The organism is Staphylococcus felis, assembly GCF_003012915.1.
Taxonomy (GTDB): domain Bacteria; phylum Bacillota; class Bacilli; order Staphylococcales; family Staphylococcaceae; genus Staphylococcus; species Staphylococcus felis.
Genome location: NZ_CP027770.1, coordinates 1,078,893 through 1,097,104, shown reverse-complemented (window position 1 = coordinate 1,097,104; position 18,212 = coordinate 1,078,893). Strand labels below are relative to the sequence as shown.

The following is an 18,212-nucleotide window of genomic DNA, read 5'->3' as shown; positions in this document are numbered from 1 at the left end:
CACAAATATTTTAAATTTATTGTCATTTTAATTATTTTTCATTTAAGCTGTTACTTTGCCATTAAGGATTTTGAGAAACTTCGCCATTCTAAATTATATTCTTTATAAAGAGGTGCGTATCGTTTGGTCTCCTGACTTAATCCATTGTTGCTTTACCATCATTCTATAAATGACCCATGTTACAAATGCAGGCAAAACAAAATGGAAGATCAAAATTAAACTATATGTAGATGGGGAATGACCCATCGTATAAATCGTCATAATTTGTCCCACTAATCCACTCGTTCCCATTCCAGCTCCTGCTGCATTATTCGACATAGGAAAGAAAGTCGTCATAATAGGTGCAATCACTGCACTCGCAAATGTAGGCGGAATCAATATCAATGGTTTCATAAGAATGTTAGGCACTTGTAACATACTTGTGCCGATACCGATTGAAATCAAGCCCCCTATTCCATTGTCTTTGTATCCTGTAACTGCAAATCCCACCATTTGACAGACGCATCCTATCGTAGCTGCACCAGCTGCTAAACCAGATAAGTCTAACATTAAAGCAAGCGCTGCACTTGAGATAGGCGCTGTCAAACATAGTCCAAATATGACAGCAACAATCATCCCCATGATAAAGGGTTGTTGATCAGTGGCAACTATAATCATTTTACCAATTGCTGTCATCAATTGATTTAAAATAGGGCCAAGAAACTTAGCGATAACGCCACCCGCTATTAAAGAAATCAATGGTGTAATAATAATATCTATTTTTGTTTTACTTGCATAAAAACGACTCAACTCTACAACGATGAGTGAAGCTACAAATGCTCCTACTGCACCACCACTAAAGGTATCATACCCTAACATGCCTACAACAACTGAAGAAAATATAACAAGTGGCTTACTTTTTAGACCATACGCAATCGCTGCACCAATTGCAGCACCCGTCAGACTTTTAGCAACATTCCCCACATCGACTAAAAAACTTAAATCTAACTGTGGTAGAATCGTTTGTTTTCCAATCGTTTCAAGTATTAATCCAATAATAAGAGAGCTAAACAGACCTAACGTCATATACCTCAAGCCCTCAATGAACCAACGATACAATAACTTTTTCATCTTTTTCCCCCTTTTGTTTGTATGGTGTATGTATACAAACAATATCTTACCACACTCCAAATTCAAATAGGATCACAAGGTTGTTGAGATTGCGCTTTGACTTCGAGCAGAACCTAGCAGTGAACAAAATTGTTCCTCAAATTTTGTGAAACTGTGTAGTTCTGTTGAGAAGTCAGCAATCGAAACACCGTTTATCAAGGTTGTTGAACATGCGCTTAGAGTTTGAGCATAACTCGAGCAATTCAAAAAATTGTTCCCCAAATTTTGAAGAATTGCGAAGTTATGCCGAAAACTCTGCATGCGAAACACCGTCTATCACAAGGTTGTTGAGATTGCGCTTTAGTTATTCAACAACGTTTTATTTTTTGAAACGACAAAAAACGCTAATGCATGGGGTTTGTGCATTAGCGTTCGAAAATCAACTTTAATCAACTTTGTCCTATTATAAACTTTTAAGGAGGTCTTTGGGATATTACATAGGGTGTATATCATCTTACATCTATTGAACAGTTTTAATGGGAATAGTGAATTAACTGTTCTGTATATATCATATCTGATAAGCCACTTTTTCACATCGTACAAAAGATTGGACTTCAACTACAACTGAAGTATTAGAAAATTATATTATTTAGAGAATCATTATCATTTACAAATCGTAATCATTACTATATAATGCATTTTAGAGGATTGATATAAAGCAACTTTTTATTTTATGATAGAATCAATCATTGAATTAAATAAAATTATGATTCCATTCTAATTGCTTTTGTCATAACCTCTATATGATTGAAACATGTGACGATTGATAACTTCACTGTCGAATCATATACTAGCTAGGTGTCAGTCATTTTCTAACTTGAGTCTTCCATAAACTCATAGTTACAATGTTGGAAGTTTGAGTTTTTGTCGCTCTCAGACTTCTCTTTCCCCAATAAATAGGTTTTCGCTTCGGCGGAAATCTATTTTTTTGAACTTTTATATTGAAACCTCTTCCATTATTCAAACTACAATAACGCAATTTCATTTTATTAAACAAGAACGATTTTGCTACTGTTTTGAGGATTCCCTCTTATCAAATAAGTCAAATTAGTTTACCTTTCAAATGTCGCTCGTTACAATTAAATTGAAAGATGATTGATTGCTTTAGAGTTAGAGCAATCAACAAACAGATTCATAGATTAATAACTGTACGTTAAACTTAAGGGAGGTCATAACGATGGCTATCAATATAAGAGACTATATTTCTGAACAATATGATTTATTTATTGGTGGAGAATTTGTTCAACCACAGTCAGGTGAATATTTAGATGTATATAATCCAGCAACTGGTGAACAACTCTCTAAAGTCGCTAAAGCAAATGAGAGTGATGTAGACAAAGCAGTAGAGGCAGCTCAAAAAGCTTTCCCTGAATGGAGCCGTAAATCAAAGCAAGAACGCTCAGATATGTTACGTAAAATCAATGAGAAAATTGTTGAAAAAAATGATTTCTTTGCGACTGTCGAAAGTTTAAATACAGGTAAAGCATATCGCGAATCTTCAGCACTTGATATTCCTTTAGCAGCCAGACACTACCAATATTTTGCTAGTGTTGCAGACACTGACGAAGGAACATTGAACAATATTGACGATCATACAATGAGCTTAATCCAACACGAACCTATTGGAGTTGTCGGTGCTGTTGTAGCATGGAATTTCCCAATGTTATTAGCCTCTTGGAAGTTAGGTCCAGCACTTGCTGCAGGTAATACTGTTGTCATTCAACCATCATCTACAACGCCTTTGAGCTTAATTGAATTAGCCAAAATATTCCAAGAAGTTCTACCAGCAGGTGTTGTCAATATTGTTACTGGAAAAGGCTCTGAATCTGGTAATGCTATTTTCAATCATGAAGGCGTTGATAAATTGTCATTCACTGGTTCAACTGATGTCGGATACCAAGTTGCAGAAGCCGGTGCTAAGCGCATCGTTCCAGCAACTTTAGAACTAGGTGGTAAAAGTGCAAATATCATTTTAGATGATGCTAACTTAGACGTTGCTTTAGAAGGTATCCAATTAGGAATTTTATTCAATCAAGGTGAAGTATGTAGTGCAGGTTCAAGACTCCTTGTGCACGAAGCTATTTATGATGAATTAATGCCAAAACTTGTTGACGCATTTAAAAAAATTAAAGTAGGTGACCCACTAGATATTCATACACAAATGGGTTCTCAAACGGGTCAAGCACAAATCGATAAAATTCAAAGCTATATTGATTATGCAAAAGAAAATGGCGCTAACATTTTAGTAGGTGGTCAACGTATTACAGATAACGGCTTAGATAAAGGTTATTTCTTTGAGCCAACAATTATCGAAGTAGATGATAACAACAATAAACTGGCGCAAGAAGAAATATTTGGACCTGTTTTAACTGTAATCAAGATAAAAGATGATCAAGAAGCCATTGCTATTGCAAATGACTCTGAGTATGGGCTTGCTGGTGGTGTCTTCTCAACTAACATCAATCGTGCATTAAACATTGCTAAAAATGTTCGCACAGGACGTGTGTGGATTAATACGTATAACCAAGTACTTGAAGGTGCCCCATTTGGTGGTTATAAAAAATCCGGTATCGGTCGTGAAACGTACAAATCCGCAATTCAAAACTATCAACAAGTTAAAAATATCTACATCGATATTAGTAATGAAACAAAAGGTTTCTTCTAAATAGATGACTGAATTATAAAAGAAGTTGGGACATCAATCCCAAAATAATAGCGTAGAGATGATTCATGATTGAATCACCTCTATGCTTTTCTTTTATCAATCATTCGTGTTGTTTGGCTCGCATTTCCTAGGAGATGGGTCGCGCCCCGGTCTCGACGCTCATCCTATTCCTCAGGCGTCTCGCCAACAATACGACGTGATATGCATGTAAATTTACATTAAAACACTTTAAAAAAGACACTTTCGTATCATTGAATGAATCATCTCATTATAAGAAAACTTCGAGATTTTCCGTAAATTCTTACGAAAACCTCGAAGCTTTTCGATTACTGAGATATTATGTCTCAGCTTCTTTATATGAAATGATTAACATGGCCTTTAATTGAAGCGTTAAATACAATATCTGACTTTCAATATGATATATAGTGTTATGCTGCTATGTGACAAGCATACGCATATAGCTTCTCAGCGTCGCCTAAACTAATATCATCAACTGTACGGTATCCCGAACGTAAATCTGAAATAACGCCTTGACTGACACCTGTATTTTGATAAATTTCGTAGCAACCTTGTTGTGAGTTAATGAGTTTAATAATAGCTTCTCTCATCTTTAACACTTCCTTTTCATATTTACTTTCCTTATGTACATTGTAACGCTAGCAAACGTAAAATCATAGTATTTTGTGATTATTTTCACATAAAATTCACATCTTTACTTTATATATTTTTACTGTATTTAACGCAAAAATAAGCCTTTCAAACATCTGAATATTTTTAACATTTAAACTTTTTGACGACACAAATTTGTCATATATTACTGTTTTGCTTAAAAACTTTAATGTATTAATGTGAAGAAGCGTCAAAGCGTTGCGGTGTGATAGGCTTTTCCTCAAGAAAAAATTTCACAATCTCTATATTATTTTTATTTAAAATTTATTAAAAGTATTCTATCCCCTCTTTCCCCCATTACAGTGGGGTTGCATACGCTTACAAAAGATTTTATTATTGTGGTGCGTTAAAGAATAAATAAAACAAAAAAATATTTTTTAGAGAGAAGGAAATGTTTATGGATTTCATTTTAGGGATTGGTACATTACTTGTCGTTTTATTAGCGATGACTTTATTTTTGAAGTTTGCACCTAACGGCAAAGTAAGCTTACAAGCATTATCGGGAGCAGCATGTGCTACATTTTTACCTGAAGCATTTTTAAAATATGCGATCGGTGGCACAATACCAGGTGAAATCGGTGAGTATTTTGTAAAAATTGGAGACTTTGCCGGTGGATTAAGTGGTATTGCAGTAGGTATCTTAACTTGTTTAAAATTTGGGGTTAATCCTGTTTTCGCAGTTTTAACGGGACTTGTCTTAATAGACTTTAAATTATTACCTGCATTCATTGCTGCTTATTTTGTCGCTTTCGGTCTTAAAGCATTAGAAAAATATGTTCCAGAAGGTATCGATTTAATCGTAGTTATTTTATTATCACCTGCAATCACTTATGCTATTGCTTCAATCGTATCACCAAGTGTCATTGCAGTATTGAAACAAATTGGTACAGCCGTAACAGCTGTAGGTGATAACAACCCTTACGCACTTGCACTTGTCATCGGAGCAATCGTTCCTGTTGTTGGAATGACACCATTAAGCTCTATGGTATTCACTAGCCTCCTAGGTTTGACAGGTATCCCAATGGCTATCGGTGCGCTAGGTTGTATGGGAAGTTCTTTCGTAAACTTTGTCATGTTTAGAAAATTACAAATCGGCAACAAAAGTAAAGCATTCGCTGTAGCTGTAGAACCTTTAACACAAATTGATACCATTGCGAAATATCCAATTCAATTATACGGAACGAATGCAATTGTAGGTATGGTTAACGGCTTAATTGTCACTGCGATGGGAATTGTTGTAAACCAACCAGGTATGGCAACACCAATTGCAGGTCCAATCGTTGCTTTAGGATTTAATGATAATATGAAAGTTCTCATTACAGTCATTATCGTTGCAATCGTAAGTTTAATTTTAAGTTATATTATTGGAACAATCATTAGTAAGAAAAATCTTGCTGTTGGTTTTAAAAGAAATCAATTAGAAAATCAAGCTAGCTAAGGAGTAGATAGATTATGGCACGTACTAAAGATTTCCAAAGTGCATTTGATGTTATTGGTCCAGTCATGATGGGACCGTCAAGTTCACATACTGCGGGGGCAGTTAAAATTGCACAAGCTGCAAGAGCTGTTTTAGGAGGAACACCTGAATCAATAAAAGTGCATTATTATGAATCTTTTGCTGAAACACATAAAGGTCACGGTACAGATTTGGCAATCATCGGGGGACTGCTTGGATTTAGTACATTTGACGAACGCATTAAAACATCTACTAAAATTGCCAAAGAACAAGGTATTCCATTTGAATTTATTGAAGAAAAAGGAACTAGTTTGGGGGAACATCCGAACTGTGCACTCATTATCATTGAAAAAGGCGATCGTCACGTTGAACTGAATGGTATTTCAATTGGCGGTGGTGCCTTTAAAGTCAAAAGTATTCACGTCAATGACATGTGTATCTTATTATCACACACACCTAACATTTTAGTCATTGATGGAGAATATGGTATCTCAAAAATCAATCACCTTATTAACGAACTTGTTGAAAAAAATGTAGATATTAACGAAGAAATTAAAACGATGAGCAATGGACGTTGCTTGCTTGCGCTTCATTTAAATAAAGGCTTAAAAGAAGAACTATTAGAAGATTTAAGACAACATCACGCTGACTTAAATTTCTCGTACATTCAGTAATAGAGGGGGATTAAATAATGTTTGATACTATGAAAGAACTCATAGAATATGCAGAACAAAATGATAAAAGTTTTTCCGAAATCATGATTGAACATGAAATGGAAACACGTGGTATTTCTCGTGATGAAGTATTTGAAATGATGCAACACAATCTTGATACGATGCGCAATGCAGTAGAAAAAGGCACTACTGGCGAAGGTGTTAAAAGTGTAACGGGCTACACAGGTCAAGACGCAATCAAAGTGCATCAATATAATCAAAATAATAAAGCATTATCAGGCTATGATATGATATCAGCAGTAGAAGGCGCTATTGCTACAAATGAAGTCAACGCAGCAATGGGTATCATTTGCGCTACTCCGACTGCTGGATCCTCGGGAACGATTCCAGGGGTTTTATTCAAATTAGAAAAATCACATGACCTTGATAATGACCAAATGATTAAGTTTTTATTTTCAGCTTCAATGTGCGGCATGATTATTGCAAACAATGCTTCTGTCGCAGGCGCAACAGGTGGGTGTCAAGCTGAAGTAGGGACAGCATCAGCAATTGCGGCGGCCGCTGCAGTCGAAACATTTGGTGGTACACCATCACAATCAGGTCATGCTATCGCAATCAGTTTAAGTAACTTACTTGGATTAGTATGTGATCCTGTTGCAGGATTAGTTGAAATTCCTTGTGTCATGCGTAATGCAATTGGTTCTGGTAATGGGCTTATCTCTGCTGACTTAGCACTTGCAGGTGTAGAAAGTCGGATTCCAGTTGATGAAGTGATCATGGCAATGGATAAAGTTGGACGTAACTTACCAGCATCATTACGTGAAACTGGTATCGGCGGTTTAGCTGGAACACCAACTGGTCAAGCAATCAAAGAGAAAATCTTTGGTGAATCTAATAAAAATGAAGTATTCTCGTAAAAATAAAGCGGTTGGCTCATAAATCCCAAAATACTAGCGTAGAGATGATTCATGATTGAATCGCCTCTACGCTTTCCTTTTATCAATCATTCGTATTGTTTGGGCTCTCAGTCAAATTGGACTGGTCGCATTAAATTAAGGCGTTATGCAATAATGGATTGCTTAACTCCTCTTTCGTTGTGTGATCATAAAGTCTTGAACATTAATGCCTCTTTTAATACAACATAAATCAGTAAAATTGAGTTGGTAAAACATACTTTATAACTTAAGGGTGTGAATAAATATAGCACATTTGATTGTTTCCTAAGCTGAGGCATCTTGCCGTAACCGAAAATCCATTTTAAGATTGGGTAAGTTCAATCTTAAAATGAGTTGAGGTGAGGCGCCTAGAAAAGCGAGGCTTTATGGAACAATCAAATAAATGAAATTATTTATACACCAGTCCGATTTACTATAGAACCATTGTTTGGCTCGCATTTCCTAGGGGATGAATCGAACCCCTGTCTCGACGCTCATCCCCTCAGGCGTCTCGCCAACAATACGACGTGATATACATGTAATGTTACATTAAAATACTTTTAAAAAAGACACTTTCGTATCATTGAATGAATCATCTCATTTAGAAAACTTCGAGATATTTATGTCCCAGCCTGTTCCTTTTATGATAAAACTTTGTATAATATAACTTCGCTTTCCGAGGGAACATCCTCTGCCTCTTTTTATTTTGTAGTTTTTGTTTATTGAAATCACATCTAAAACAGCGCGTAAAGCTAAAAAATCCCACGAGCCTCTTTATTAGATATCACTATTAATAGGAAATGCTAATGTATTTTCTATATTTCCTTTATTAAATTTATACCTAGTAGTTTCATAGAACTTTCAATATTTTGGGAGACTATTCCTAACAAAATTATTTTTGATTCTTCATTTGTACTGTCTAGTATTCTTTCGATATTATAATAGCTATTAAAAAGTCTACACAACTGTAAAGAATATCTACATATTGAAGAAGGGGCATAATTTATGGCAGCCAATTCCAAAACTTCATTATAGGATTTTAAGTGTTTTAGAATTGGCCACATACTTTCTTCAAATTGAAAATTTTCTTTGAAATTATCAGCGTATTGGGTTCTTCCTAAAATAGATTGGATTCTTGCATAAGTGTACATAATGTATAATGCAGTATCCCCTTCGAAAGCCAACATCTCATCAATTCTCAAATCATAGCTACTAAGACGATCATTTTTAAGATTATAAAACTTAATAGAGGCAATAGCCATTTCTTTAGCAACCTTCTTTTTATGCTTTAAATTGGATTTTTTCTTTTCTAAAGTTTTTAGTACGGCCTCTTCTAATTCTGCAATAATGTCTTCAAGTAATATGACTTTGCCTTGTCTTGTGGACATTTTTTTACCATCTTTCAAAATTAAACCGAAAGGGATATGTTCTATGACTGGATCTAATTCCAATAAATGAGTAATCTTATCTAGTTGCTTGAAATGAATAGACTGTTCTTGCCCTACTATATAGAGGATGCGCGTAGGGTGAAAGGTTTTTGTACGATATAGTACAGCTGCTAAATCTCTTGTGATGTAGAGAGAGGCGCCATCACTTTTTTTTATGAGCGCTGGAGGCAAGTCGTCTAACTCTACAATATAAGCGTTATCGTCATACTTTAATAATCCCTTTTCTTCCAATAATTTTATAGTCTCTTTTAATCTTTCATTATAAAAAGACTCTCCTTGAACGTAATCAAAGTTGATATCCAAGAGGTTATATAAAGCATTAAAAGATTCCATCGAAACATCGCGGAACCAAGACCATAGCTGTTCATATTCACTATGCCCACTTTCGAGTAGTTTGAATGCTTTTCTAGCCTCTAAATTCATATGAGGGTTGTCTTCACTTATTGTATGAAACTGGGTATATAAATGAAACAGCTCAAGTATAGGATTTTGTTTAACTTTATTTTGGTCTCCCCATTTTTTATAAGCAACAATTAATTTGCCAAATTGAGTCCCCCAATCCCCTAAATGATTTATTCTAATAATTTCTGCCCCGTTTGCTTCAAGTATTTTTGCCAGACTGTCTCCAATAATCGTAGCTCTTAAATGTCCCATAGAAAAAGGTTTCGCTATATTGGGACTTGAATAATCTATGACTATTTTCTCTGTCCTTAATAATTTGTTGGCTTTTGAACCATCTTCGTTGAAATGCTCAATTATTTTACGTGAACTGGACTGTCTATCTAGAAAGAAATTAAGAAAACCATTTACGACCTCAACTTTATGTATATACTCATTATCAAACTTTTCTTTGATAGTATTGGCAATTAAAACTGGTGGCTTTTTGTAAATTTTAGCAAGCTGAAAGGTTGGAAATGAATATTCGCCATGATTCTCGTTAGATGGACGCTCAAGAAGAGTATATATTTCTTCATAAGTCATTTGGTCTTGTAAAATGTTTGATAAATCTTTTGCAATGCATTGTTTAAACATAGATTTCACCTTCTTCTCTAAAATATAAAAGGAGATTTATTTTTGTAATATTTCGAAAATTGAGGCTTTACGTTGTTATAACATTAAACTTATTTTCAAAGAGGGCTTGTATGATCAGGAGATTTTTTAACGACATAAACGTTTAATTAAAAATAATAGGCTCTCTGTCAATTAAGACCCATGATTGACTCACAAGTCCTATTTGACAGAGCGCTTTTTACTATTAATGAAAGCCATTTCTTATGAAATATACTTTTAAAACTATTTTATTTTTTTCAGTCTACGTTTATGGCATGCTTCTTGATTAGTTTGATGTAATATTCGATCTGCTTTTTGTGATTCTTTCTCTTTTTGTTTTGCTTGAAACACGACAAAATGATAAACAAAGAAGATAATAATGCTTAGAGTTAAAGATTGCATCATTAAGTATTGCCATGTGCCAGCAATAAGGTATGTTTCTGCAATAGTCGTCGTTACAATCATTGCTATAAATAATAGCAATAGTTTTTTGAGCATATATGTCATCCCCTTTGCAATATATTAAAATGCATCCCCTTATAATCTTAATAATAGTTATATCACTTTTGATGATGAAAAGATACCCTTTTTCAGAAAATTCTTTATTAAAACATAGATTTATCCTTAACTATTAAAAAAATCGAATTAGTGAATAACTTAACTTCTTCACTAATTCGATACTTCCTCATAACGCCACTTTATTTGCGATATTGTTTAAAATCAATGACATTATTTCTTTGTTCATGCTCATCTTTATCCATTAAATCCATATACTCTTCAAAAGTATAACCGTGATAAATCCAATTTCTCATCTTCATATAGATGGGTTTTACAACATTTTCAGCTGTGAACTCAACGCGTTTTCTTAATATACCATCTTGCACTAATGATTGCAGTACATCTTGTACCATATCATAAGTCATTGCGTGTTTCATCATCGTTAAAATTTCACCAGATAAGCTTGTGACCTCCGCTTCAAAGTGATTGTCTTTGAGAATGTTCTGTTCTAGCCAATTCATAAACTTAATCTCTGCTTCATCATCAATACCATAAATGAGTTCTTGATAGCTTAATATTTCTTGCGTAGTATCAGGCATATAGTATTTGGCGTCTTTTACAAAATAGTGATACTCATCCTCTTCAAATTCTAATCCTTTACTCGCAATTAAGCCCTTAAACACTCTAAAGTTAGTCATTTCCGGATTAACAAGCTCAATTTGTTTGAGCCACTTTTGAATATCTAATAACGAATAGCTTTTATTCAAATATACCTCATACACTCGTTGTAATTGAGTAAAAGAATAAAGTCCGTATAAGTTACTAGCCGCTTCTAAAAGCGCATATGCTAACTTTAGCTGTTTCAATTCTGTATGAGAATCAATATATTTTTCAACAATATTGGATACTTCATCTGGAATCCAAGTCAAATAATATCCATCTTCTCCATTAAAATGAAACAGTACAAAATTATTTTCGAAGTGAAGACGTGTTGGCAGTGGAGCTTGCCAAGCACTAAATTGACTTGTAATCACAAATGCTAACTTCTGTGCCTTATTAAACGTAGCCACCATCTCATCAAGGTAATCTTCAGTTACAAGATTCGTAATAAAATGAATGAGTAAAGTGTCTTTATTTAAATTAGAGTAACCTTTTATACCATGAGATTTACATAACGCTTTAATCTCATCGACTTTATAATTTTTCATTAATTCACAAATGCTATTTTGTGCATGATTCAATTGATAAGCCCTTTTTGAACTTAACATTTTTTCAATTTGTGCTCGTTCTTTGGCAGAGAGTTGACTTAAAAATGCTTCTATATCATCTTTAAAACGCATCAATTTTATCACCTTATTAATTAATCACTTTTCTTTATTTTAGCACTTTTTAATGATTTGTGAATTCACAATAGTTTAATATAAGTAGCGTTTCTTTAAATTAATCTCAACTATTCCCTTTATCACACTACTTCGCGTTCTTTTTTGAAATAAAAATGACCTACAATTAAACTGTCTTATTTTATCGTCTTGATTTAGGATTCAATGCATCTTTTAATCCTTCTCCTATAAAATTGATACACAAAATGGTTGTTGTAATCATAATTGCAGGCGGCATCCAAATCCAAGGCTTAGATCTTAAAATATCTCCTTCTTGTGCATCAGTTAACATATTACCCCAAGTTGGAATCGTTTTATCAATACCAAATCCTAAAAAACTAAGTCCTGCTTCTGCTACGATTTGTACAGCAAAAATCAATGTCGCTTGTACGATAACAACACTTAATATATTAGGAAGTAAATGATTAAAAAGAATCTTATATGTAGGCGTTCCTATTGACACAGCTGCTAAAAAATATTCATTTTCTTTTTCTTGCATTACTTTACCACGAACAACTCTTGCCACGCCTACCCATGATAATGCAATTAATACAAGGGCTAGTATAATAGCCGAACCGTATTTATTTTGTAATTGTCCACTGAACGTTGCATTCAAAACGATAGCGAATGGAATAAACGGAAACAACATTACAAATTCAGTAAAACGCATTAATAATGTATCAACCCATCCACCATAATATCCTGCAATCATCCCTATCAAAACACCTATAATCATCAAACCTACAGTTGTCACTAAACCGAACATGAGCGAAACACGACCTGAATACAACAACCGACTAAGTATATCTCTCCCACCAGAGTCTGTACCTAACCAATGCTCTATAGACATATCCCCTTTGATTTGGACTAAATTTTGAACATTAGGATCATAAGGTGCAATCAATGGTGAAATTAATGAAATTAAAAAGATTAACAATAATATGCAAGAAGCAACGATGGCTGGTTTATTTTTTATAAATTTTCGTCTCGCAATTGTGAATGGAGACTGACTAATCGCCTTTTTTGACATATTACCCCTCCTAGTTACTTTTAATTCTTGGATCAACAATACTATACGTAATATCTGATATAAGATTCGCTAATAATCCTAGAAATGAGAAAAAGAGTAATAATGCCATCATTAATGGATAATCTTTACCACTAATTGCATCAATCATTAATTTTCCTATTCCCGGATAAGAAAAAATCGTCTCAGTAATGACTGCGCCTCCAAAAACAGAAAGTACATCAGCTCCAAAGAAAGTAACAATAGGGATGATTGAATTTCTTAAAATATGCTTATTGTAAATTTTTGATTCAGATAAACCTTTAGCACGTGCTGTTCGAATATAGTCTTTTCTCGAATTTTCAATAATATCATTTCTTAAAAATTGTACATAACTCGCTGTAGAAAGTAATCCTAAAACGGTCCCTGGAAGAATAGCGTGATACAATTTACTGATGTAATAAGCCATTGTCCCTTTTTCAAGACCTATTTCAACCGAGCCTGAGAATGGAAACCACCCTAATTGAAAAGCGAAAACATAAATGGCAAACACACCCGCCACAAATGAAGGTATCGCTAACATCAAATAATTCAAAAATTGAATACTATAATCATATAAGCTATATGGTTTTCGTCCAGCTAATATTCCTAATGGAAAAGCTATTAAATATGTAATGGCGATACTCACTACACCTAATAAAATTGTATTTGGCATACGTTCTTGGATTAATTCCATCACTGGCCTTTTATAACGAATAGACTCTCCTAATTCTCCATGTAACACATTATTTCCCCATTTGAGGTATTGCACATGTATCGGATCATTTAATCCTAATTTTTCACGTTGTTCTTCATAGTACTCTGCTCCTACTCTTGGATCCATTTGACCTGTAAATGCATCTCCAGGTTGTAGCTTAGCTAATATAAAAATAACGATAGACATCAATAGTAGCAAAGGAATCATTAATAAGAATCGACGAATAATTAATGTAGTCACGATACATTCACCCCATCATCTATTAAGATACAAGCTGCGTAATGCTCATCTCCAACTTGACGATATTCTGGTCTTTGATGTTTACACCTTTCTTGAACAACAGGACACCTTGTATGAAATGGACAACCTGTTGGTGGATGACTTGGTGACGGTAAATCTCCTTTTAAGAGAATCCGCTTTTTGCGCTTTTCTGGATTAATTTCAGGAATTGCTGAAATAAGCGATTGTGTGTAGGGATGTTTTGGATTTTCATATATCTCATCAGCTGGCCCTTGTTCTACAATTTGTCCAAGATACATCACGCATATGTAATCACTCACATGCTTAACTACACTCAAATCATGCGCAATAAATAAATAACTTAATCCAAAATTTTCTTGTAGTTCATCCATGATGTTTAATACTTGTGATTGAACAGATACATCAAGCGCACTGACAGGTTCATCAGCTATAATTAATTTCGGTTTTAATGCAAGTGCTCTCGCAATTCCAACACGTTGCCGTTGCCCCCCAGAAAACTCATGAGCATACTTATAATACGATGATTCATCCAACCCAACTTGACGCAGTAGGGATTTGACTTCTTTTTCAATTTCCTTATTCGATTTTTTATAGAAATTTCTAATAGGCTCTGCTACGATATCCCCCACCATTTGCATTGGATTTAAAGAAGCGTATGGATCTTGAAACACCATTTGTATGCCTTTACGGACATTTCTTAATTTTTTTCCTTTAAGTTTGGTAATATTCTCCCCACAAAAGTTAATTTCGCCTGAAGTGGCTTGTTGAAGCCTCATAATTGTACGTCCTGCTGATGACTTCCCACACCCTGATTCTCCAACTAATCCTACCGTTTCACCTTGACGCACTTTAAATGATATTTTATCTACTGCCTTAACTTCACCTACTTTTCTTTGGAAGATTCCCCCTTTAATTGGATAATACTGTTTTAAATCTTTGACATCTAAAACGACTTGCTTTGACATATTTTCCCCTCCTTTATGCACCGATTATGATTTAAACAAATGGCATGATACACTATGATTTTTATTGATATTAATTGTTTCTAACGCTTTAGTTTTACAAATTGACATAGCATGAGGACATCTATTTGCAAAACTACAACCGTTCTCAGTAAGTTGATCAATAGTTGGTACTGTCCCTTTAATTGTTTCCAACTTCTTTTGTTTTGTATCCATACGCGGAATCGCTTTAAGTAATAATTGCGTATAGGGATGTTTAGGATCTGAAAATATTTCAGAAACCGTTGCGCGTTCAACAATTTTACCCGCATACATAACCGCCACCGTATCACAAATCTCAGCGATAACACCTAAATCATGGGATATAAAAATAATGCCCATATTCGTTTCGTTTTGAATTGCTTTTAATAATTCCAATATTTGGGCTTGAACAGTGACGTCTAATGCCGTTGTAGGCTCATCCGCAATCAGTAACTTAGGAGAACAGGAAATCGCCATGGCAATCATCACTCTTTGGCGCATACCTCCTGATAACTGATGAGGATATTCATGAATCACGCTCTCGGCGCGTGGAATGCCCACTTGTTTCAGCAATGAGATTGCTCTTTCTGTCGCTTCCTTCTTCGAGATACCTAAATGTAATAGCATCATTTCAATAAGCTGATTACCAATTGTGAAGACAGGATTTAAAGAGGTCATTGGCTCTTGAAAGATCATCGCTAGCTCTTTACCTCTATATTCATTTAACTCTTCTGTATCTAACTGATCGATTCTATTTCCTTTATATAAAACTTCACCTGAATTAATTGATGCTATTTTTTCAGGAAGTAGTTTTAAAATAGACATACTTAGAACAGATTTGCCCGATCCTGACTCACCAACGATACCCATTATTTCATTTTCATCAATTGTTAAATGAATGTCTCTAATCGCATTATAATTCTTATCATTAATGATAAACCCAGTACTCAAGTTTTTAATCTCTAATAAATGCTGTTCTACCATATAATGCCCCCCTCGAATTGAGATTTTCTATAGTAAAGAGGATGAGACTTTATGTCTTCATCCCCTTAATAACTAACCCAATCTTTATTCTGCCACTGTCCATTTATAAATATCGTTCGTACCACCTAATGATATTTCTAAATTCTTCAACTTGTTGTTCACTGCATAAACGTCAGTTAATTCAACGATTGGTATAACAGGTACATCTTCAGCCATTATTTTTTGCCACTCTAGATATTTTTCTTTTCTCTTTTCATTATCATCACCGACAACATCACCATCTAGTGCTTCATCTAAAACTTTATCAGCTTCAGGATTGTTGTAGCGTGATTCGTTCCATAATGCCGTTGACTTGTATAAACCTGATGGATCAGGATCGCTACCTTGTTGCCAAGAACGGAAATAAACTTCCATATCTGGTGACGCTTTTTCTAGGTCAGCTCCAAATTTACCAAACTCAACCATTTCAGTTTTGGTCTTCAATCCAATTTTTTCCCAGTAACCTTTTATTGCCGCTGTTCTCGGTTCGAAAGTTGGATTAGATCCCGCATAGTGTTTTAAGTTTACTTCAAACTTTTCACCTTTAGGATCTTCACGCCAACCATCACCATCTTTATCTTTATAGCCCGCGTTATCTAATAATTTTTTAGCTTCTTTGACATTATATTCATACTCTTTAACGTCTCCTTCTTTTGCACCACTCCAATGTGCAGAAGGAATGAGCCCGTTGAGTGGTTTACCGTAACCGTAATAAAATGCATCAATCCATTCTTTTCTGTTAATTGCTAAAGCCATTGCCTGTCTTAATGCTTTATTTTGATATTTTGGACGTTCTTTGCCAATTGTTTGTGATTTTTTGTCGTAATCATTTAATACAAACCCAATGATTGAGTAACTCGTTGATGGTGATTCTAGTAACTGTATATTCTCTGGATTATTATCTTTAATTTCCTTAGCAATTGGTGCTGTGATATTCGCCATATCGACCTCACCATTTTCAAGTGCTTGTGTCATTGACGTTTGTTCAACCACACGTAAATTAACTTTGTCTAAATGCGGTTTGCCTTGCCAATAGTCATCGTTTTTTTCTAATTCTACTGACTCCCCATCGACAATACTTTTTACTTTAAATGGCCCTATTCCGATAGGATTTTTTCTTACAGCATCTGATTTTGCCATATCTTTAACAGGAATATCTTTAAAGATTTTCTCGCTGATTGGTGCACTTAACCATAAGTTATGAAGGTTGTTAGCTTTATTCTCTTTAAAAGTAATTTCAGCTGTATAATCATCGATCTTTCTAATACCTTCAATTTTATCTGTCTCGCCTTTACGCTTTTCATCTGCCCCTTTAACCACTTGAACACCATCGCCAAAACGTGGACCTGTATAATCAGGGTCAGCAATTGTTTCAAGCGTAAAAATCCAGTCGTTAATAGTTAGTGGATTGCCGTCTTGCCATTTCACATCTTTTTTCATCTTGAATGTATATGTAAGAGGATCGTCTTTTTGAACTTCCCATGATAAAATACGAGGCTTTAATTTCAACTCTTTATCTGAAGTCACGAGATCATCATTAAAAAATTTAATGACGTCAGAATCTCCTGTTGAACCTGCAAATATTGATTGGAAATTCCCTTCAGGTGCCTCTGCTATTCCGACATTCAGCGTGCCACCTGACGCATCACTCGTCTCTGTCTTTCCTTTCTTATTAGTCACATCTTCTGAGCTTCCTTTACCACATGCAGCTAGCACGAAAATTAAGCCTATTAATAATAAATAGCGCCATGGATGTTTCATCCTCATCTCCCCTTTGTTAATGTAATTATTTACATTATCTTATTATTCAGATAATTTTGTCAATACTTTTATGCGTAACGGAACCTTTTTATTATAAATTAAAGTTTACCTTTAAATATAAAATATCAACCAAATTATATTAAACTTACTTAAAATTCTTTAATCGTTCATCAAAACGAACGATAGATAGTATTCCAAAAAATAATTATTTCTGTATAAATTACATGAATCGATACGTTTTGAGTAATACAAAGTCCGGGACATAAATCCTAAAATAATTCGTATTGTTTGGCTCGTATTTCCTAGGGGATGGGTCGAGTCCCGGTCTCGACGCTTATCCTATTCCCTCAGGCGTCTCGCCAACAATACGACGTGATATACATGTAATTTTGCTTTAAAAAAAAGCCTCTTTCGTAGCATTTAATTATAGAAAAAACTTCGAGATTTTTCGTAATTTCATACGAAAACCTCGAAGCTTTTCGATTACTGAGATATTTA

14 protein-coding genes are annotated in these 18,212 nt (G+C 34.5%); 4 read left to right on the top strand and 10 right to left on the bottom strand.

The window, feature by feature from the left end; translation table 11 throughout:
- Nucleotides 1-102: 102 nt before the first annotated feature.
- Nucleotides 103-1,110: a PTS sugar transporter subunit IIC gene (locus C7J90_RS05000; RefSeq protein ID WP_103209895.1), complete on the bottom strand. Its 1,008-nt coding sequence runs from the start codon at nt 1,108-1,110 to the stop codon at nt 103-105.
- A gap of 1,216 nt (nt 1,111-2,326) precedes the next feature.
- On the opposite strand from C7J90_RS05000, the gene C7J90_RS04995 reads away from it, so the two are divergent.
- Nucleotides 2,327-3,814, top strand: coding sequence for an aldehyde dehydrogenase family protein (locus tag C7J90_RS04995; protein ID WP_103209897.1), 1,488 nt, complete (start codon nt 2,327-2,329; stop codon nt 3,812-3,814).
- 428 nt (nt 3,815-4,242) lie between these two features.
- Here C7J90_RS04995 and C7J90_RS04990 read toward each other — a convergent pair whose 3' ends face one another.
- Entirely contained in the window at nt 4,243-4,422 is a 180-nt protein-coding gene (locus tag C7J90_RS04990; protein WP_103209898.1) for a hypothetical protein, read from the bottom strand.
- Between the two features lie 458 nt (nt 4,423-4,880).
- On the opposite strand from C7J90_RS04990, the gene C7J90_RS04985 reads away from it, so the two are divergent.
- Genes C7J90_RS04985 through sdaAA form a run of 3 tightly spaced genes read left to right on the top strand, consistent with a single transcriptional unit; the run spans nt 4,881 to nt 7,530 of the window.
- Entirely contained in the window at nt 4,881-5,921 is a 1,041-nt protein-coding gene (locus C7J90_RS04985; protein ID WP_103209900.1) for a PTS sugar transporter subunit IIC, read from the top strand.
- A gap of 14 nt (nt 5,922-5,935) precedes the next feature.
- Nucleotides 5,936-6,613: an L-serine ammonia-lyase, iron-sulfur-dependent subunit beta gene (gene sdaAB, locus C7J90_RS04980; RefSeq protein WP_103209901.1), complete on the top strand. Its 678-nt coding sequence runs from the start codon at nt 5,936-5,938 to the stop codon at nt 6,611-6,613.
- Nucleotides 6,614-6,630: 17 nt separating this feature from the next.
- Nucleotides 6,631-7,530 carry an L-serine ammonia-lyase, iron-sulfur-dependent, subunit alpha gene (gene sdaAA / locus C7J90_RS04975; RefSeq protein ID WP_103209903.1) on the top strand — a complete coding sequence of 300 codons (900 nt, stop codon included), beginning with the start codon at nt 6,631-6,633 and terminating at the stop codon, nt 7,528-7,530.
- An 833-nt stretch (nt 7,531-8,363) separates the two neighbouring features.
- On the opposite strand, the gene argS is transcribed toward sdaAA, so the two are convergent.
- From argS to opp4A, 8 genes are all read right to left on the bottom strand, one after another.
- A complete protein-coding gene (gene argS / locus C7J90_RS04970; protein WP_103209904.1) occupies nt 8,364-10,028 on the bottom strand; it encodes an arginine--tRNA ligase in 1,665 nt (554 codons plus the stop codon).
- Nucleotides 10,029-10,289: 261 nt separating this feature from the next.
- Entirely contained in the window at nt 10,290-10,544 is a 255-nt protein-coding gene (locus C7J90_RS04965) for a hypothetical protein (RefSeq protein ID WP_103209906.1), read from the bottom strand.
- A gap of 200 nt (nt 10,545-10,744) precedes the next feature.
- On the bottom strand, nt 10,745-11,884 hold the full coding sequence (locus C7J90_RS04960) for a hypothetical protein (protein WP_103209907.1): 1,140 nt from the start codon (nt 11,882-11,884) through the stop codon (nt 10,745-10,747).
- Nucleotides 11,885-12,065: 181 nt separating this feature from the next.
- Nucleotides 12,066-12,953 (bottom strand): oligopeptide ABC transporter permease, encoded by an 888-nt coding sequence (opp4C, locus tag C7J90_RS04955; protein ID WP_103209909.1) that lies wholly within the window; start codon nt 12,951-12,953, stop codon nt 12,066-12,068.
- Nucleotides 12,954-12,963: 10 nt separating this feature from the next.
- Nucleotides 12,964-13,926: an oligopeptide ABC transporter permease gene (gene opp4B / locus C7J90_RS04950; RefSeq protein WP_103209910.1), complete on the bottom strand. Its 963-nt coding sequence runs from the start codon at nt 13,924-13,926 to the stop codon at nt 12,964-12,966.
- Nucleotides 13,923-14,912 carry an ABC transporter ATP-binding protein gene (locus tag C7J90_RS04945; protein WP_103209912.1) on the bottom strand — a complete coding sequence of 330 codons (990 nt, stop codon included), beginning with the start codon at nt 14,910-14,912 and terminating at the stop codon, nt 13,923-13,925. The genes opp4B and C7J90_RS04945 overlap by 4 nt, the downstream gene beginning before the upstream one ends.
- 24 nt (nt 14,913-14,936) lie before the next feature.
- Complete coding sequence (locus tag C7J90_RS04940) at nt 14,937-15,914, bottom strand: ABC transporter ATP-binding protein (RefSeq protein ID WP_103209914.1); 978 nt, start codon at nt 15,912-15,914, stop codon at nt 14,937-14,939.
- An 84-nt stretch (nt 15,915-15,998) separates the two neighbouring features.
- Entirely contained in the window at nt 15,999-17,714 is a 1,716-nt protein-coding gene (opp4A, locus tag C7J90_RS04935; RefSeq protein ID WP_103209915.1) for an oligopeptide ABC transporter substrate-binding protein, read from the bottom strand.
- Nucleotides 17,715-18,212: the final 498 nt, after the last annotated feature.

Coding starts and splice junctions, on each gene's coding strand:
- C7J90_RS05000 (WP_103209895.1), bottom strand. CDS start 1,110: ATGAAAAAGTTATTGTATCGTTGGTTCATTGAGGGCTTGAGGTATATG.
- C7J90_RS04995 (WP_103209897.1), top strand. CDS start 2,327: ATGGCTATCAATATAAGAGACTATATTTCTGAACAATATGATTTATTT.
- C7J90_RS04990 (WP_103209898.1), bottom strand. CDS start 4,422: ATGAGAGAAGCTATTATTAAACTCATTAACTCACAACAAGGTTGCTAC.
- C7J90_RS04985 (WP_103209900.1), top strand. CDS start 4,881: ATGGATTTCATTTTAGGGATTGGTACATTACTTGTCGTTTTATTAGCG.
- sdaAB (WP_103209901.1), top strand. CDS start 5,936: ATGGCACGTACTAAAGATTTCCAAAGTGCATTTGATGTTATTGGTCCA.
- sdaAA (WP_103209903.1), top strand. CDS start 6,631: ATGTTTGATACTATGAAAGAACTCATAGAATATGCAGAACAAAATGAT.
- argS (WP_103209904.1), bottom strand. CDS start 10,028: ATGTTTAAACAATGCATTGCAAAAGATTTATCAAACATTTTACAAGAC.
- C7J90_RS04965 (WP_103209906.1), bottom strand. CDS start 10,544: ATGCTCAAAAAACTATTGCTATTATTTATAGCAATGATTGTAACGACG.
- C7J90_RS04960 (WP_103209907.1), bottom strand. CDS start 11,884: ATGCGTTTTAAAGATGATATAGAAGCATTTTTAAGTCAACTCTCTGCC.
- opp4C (WP_103209909.1), bottom strand. CDS start 12,953: ATGTCAAAAAAGGCGATTAGTCAGTCTCCATTCACAATTGCGAGACGA.
- C7J90_RS04945 (WP_103209912.1), bottom strand. CDS start 14,912: ATGTCAAAGCAAGTCGTTTTAGATGTCAAAGATTTAAAACAGTATTAT.
- C7J90_RS04940 (WP_103209914.1), bottom strand. CDS start 15,914: ATGGTAGAACAGCATTTATTAGAGATTAAAAACTTGAGTACTGGGTTT.
- opp4A (WP_103209915.1), bottom strand. CDS start 17,714: ATGAAACATCCATGGCGCTATTTATTATTAATAGGCTTAATTTTCGTG.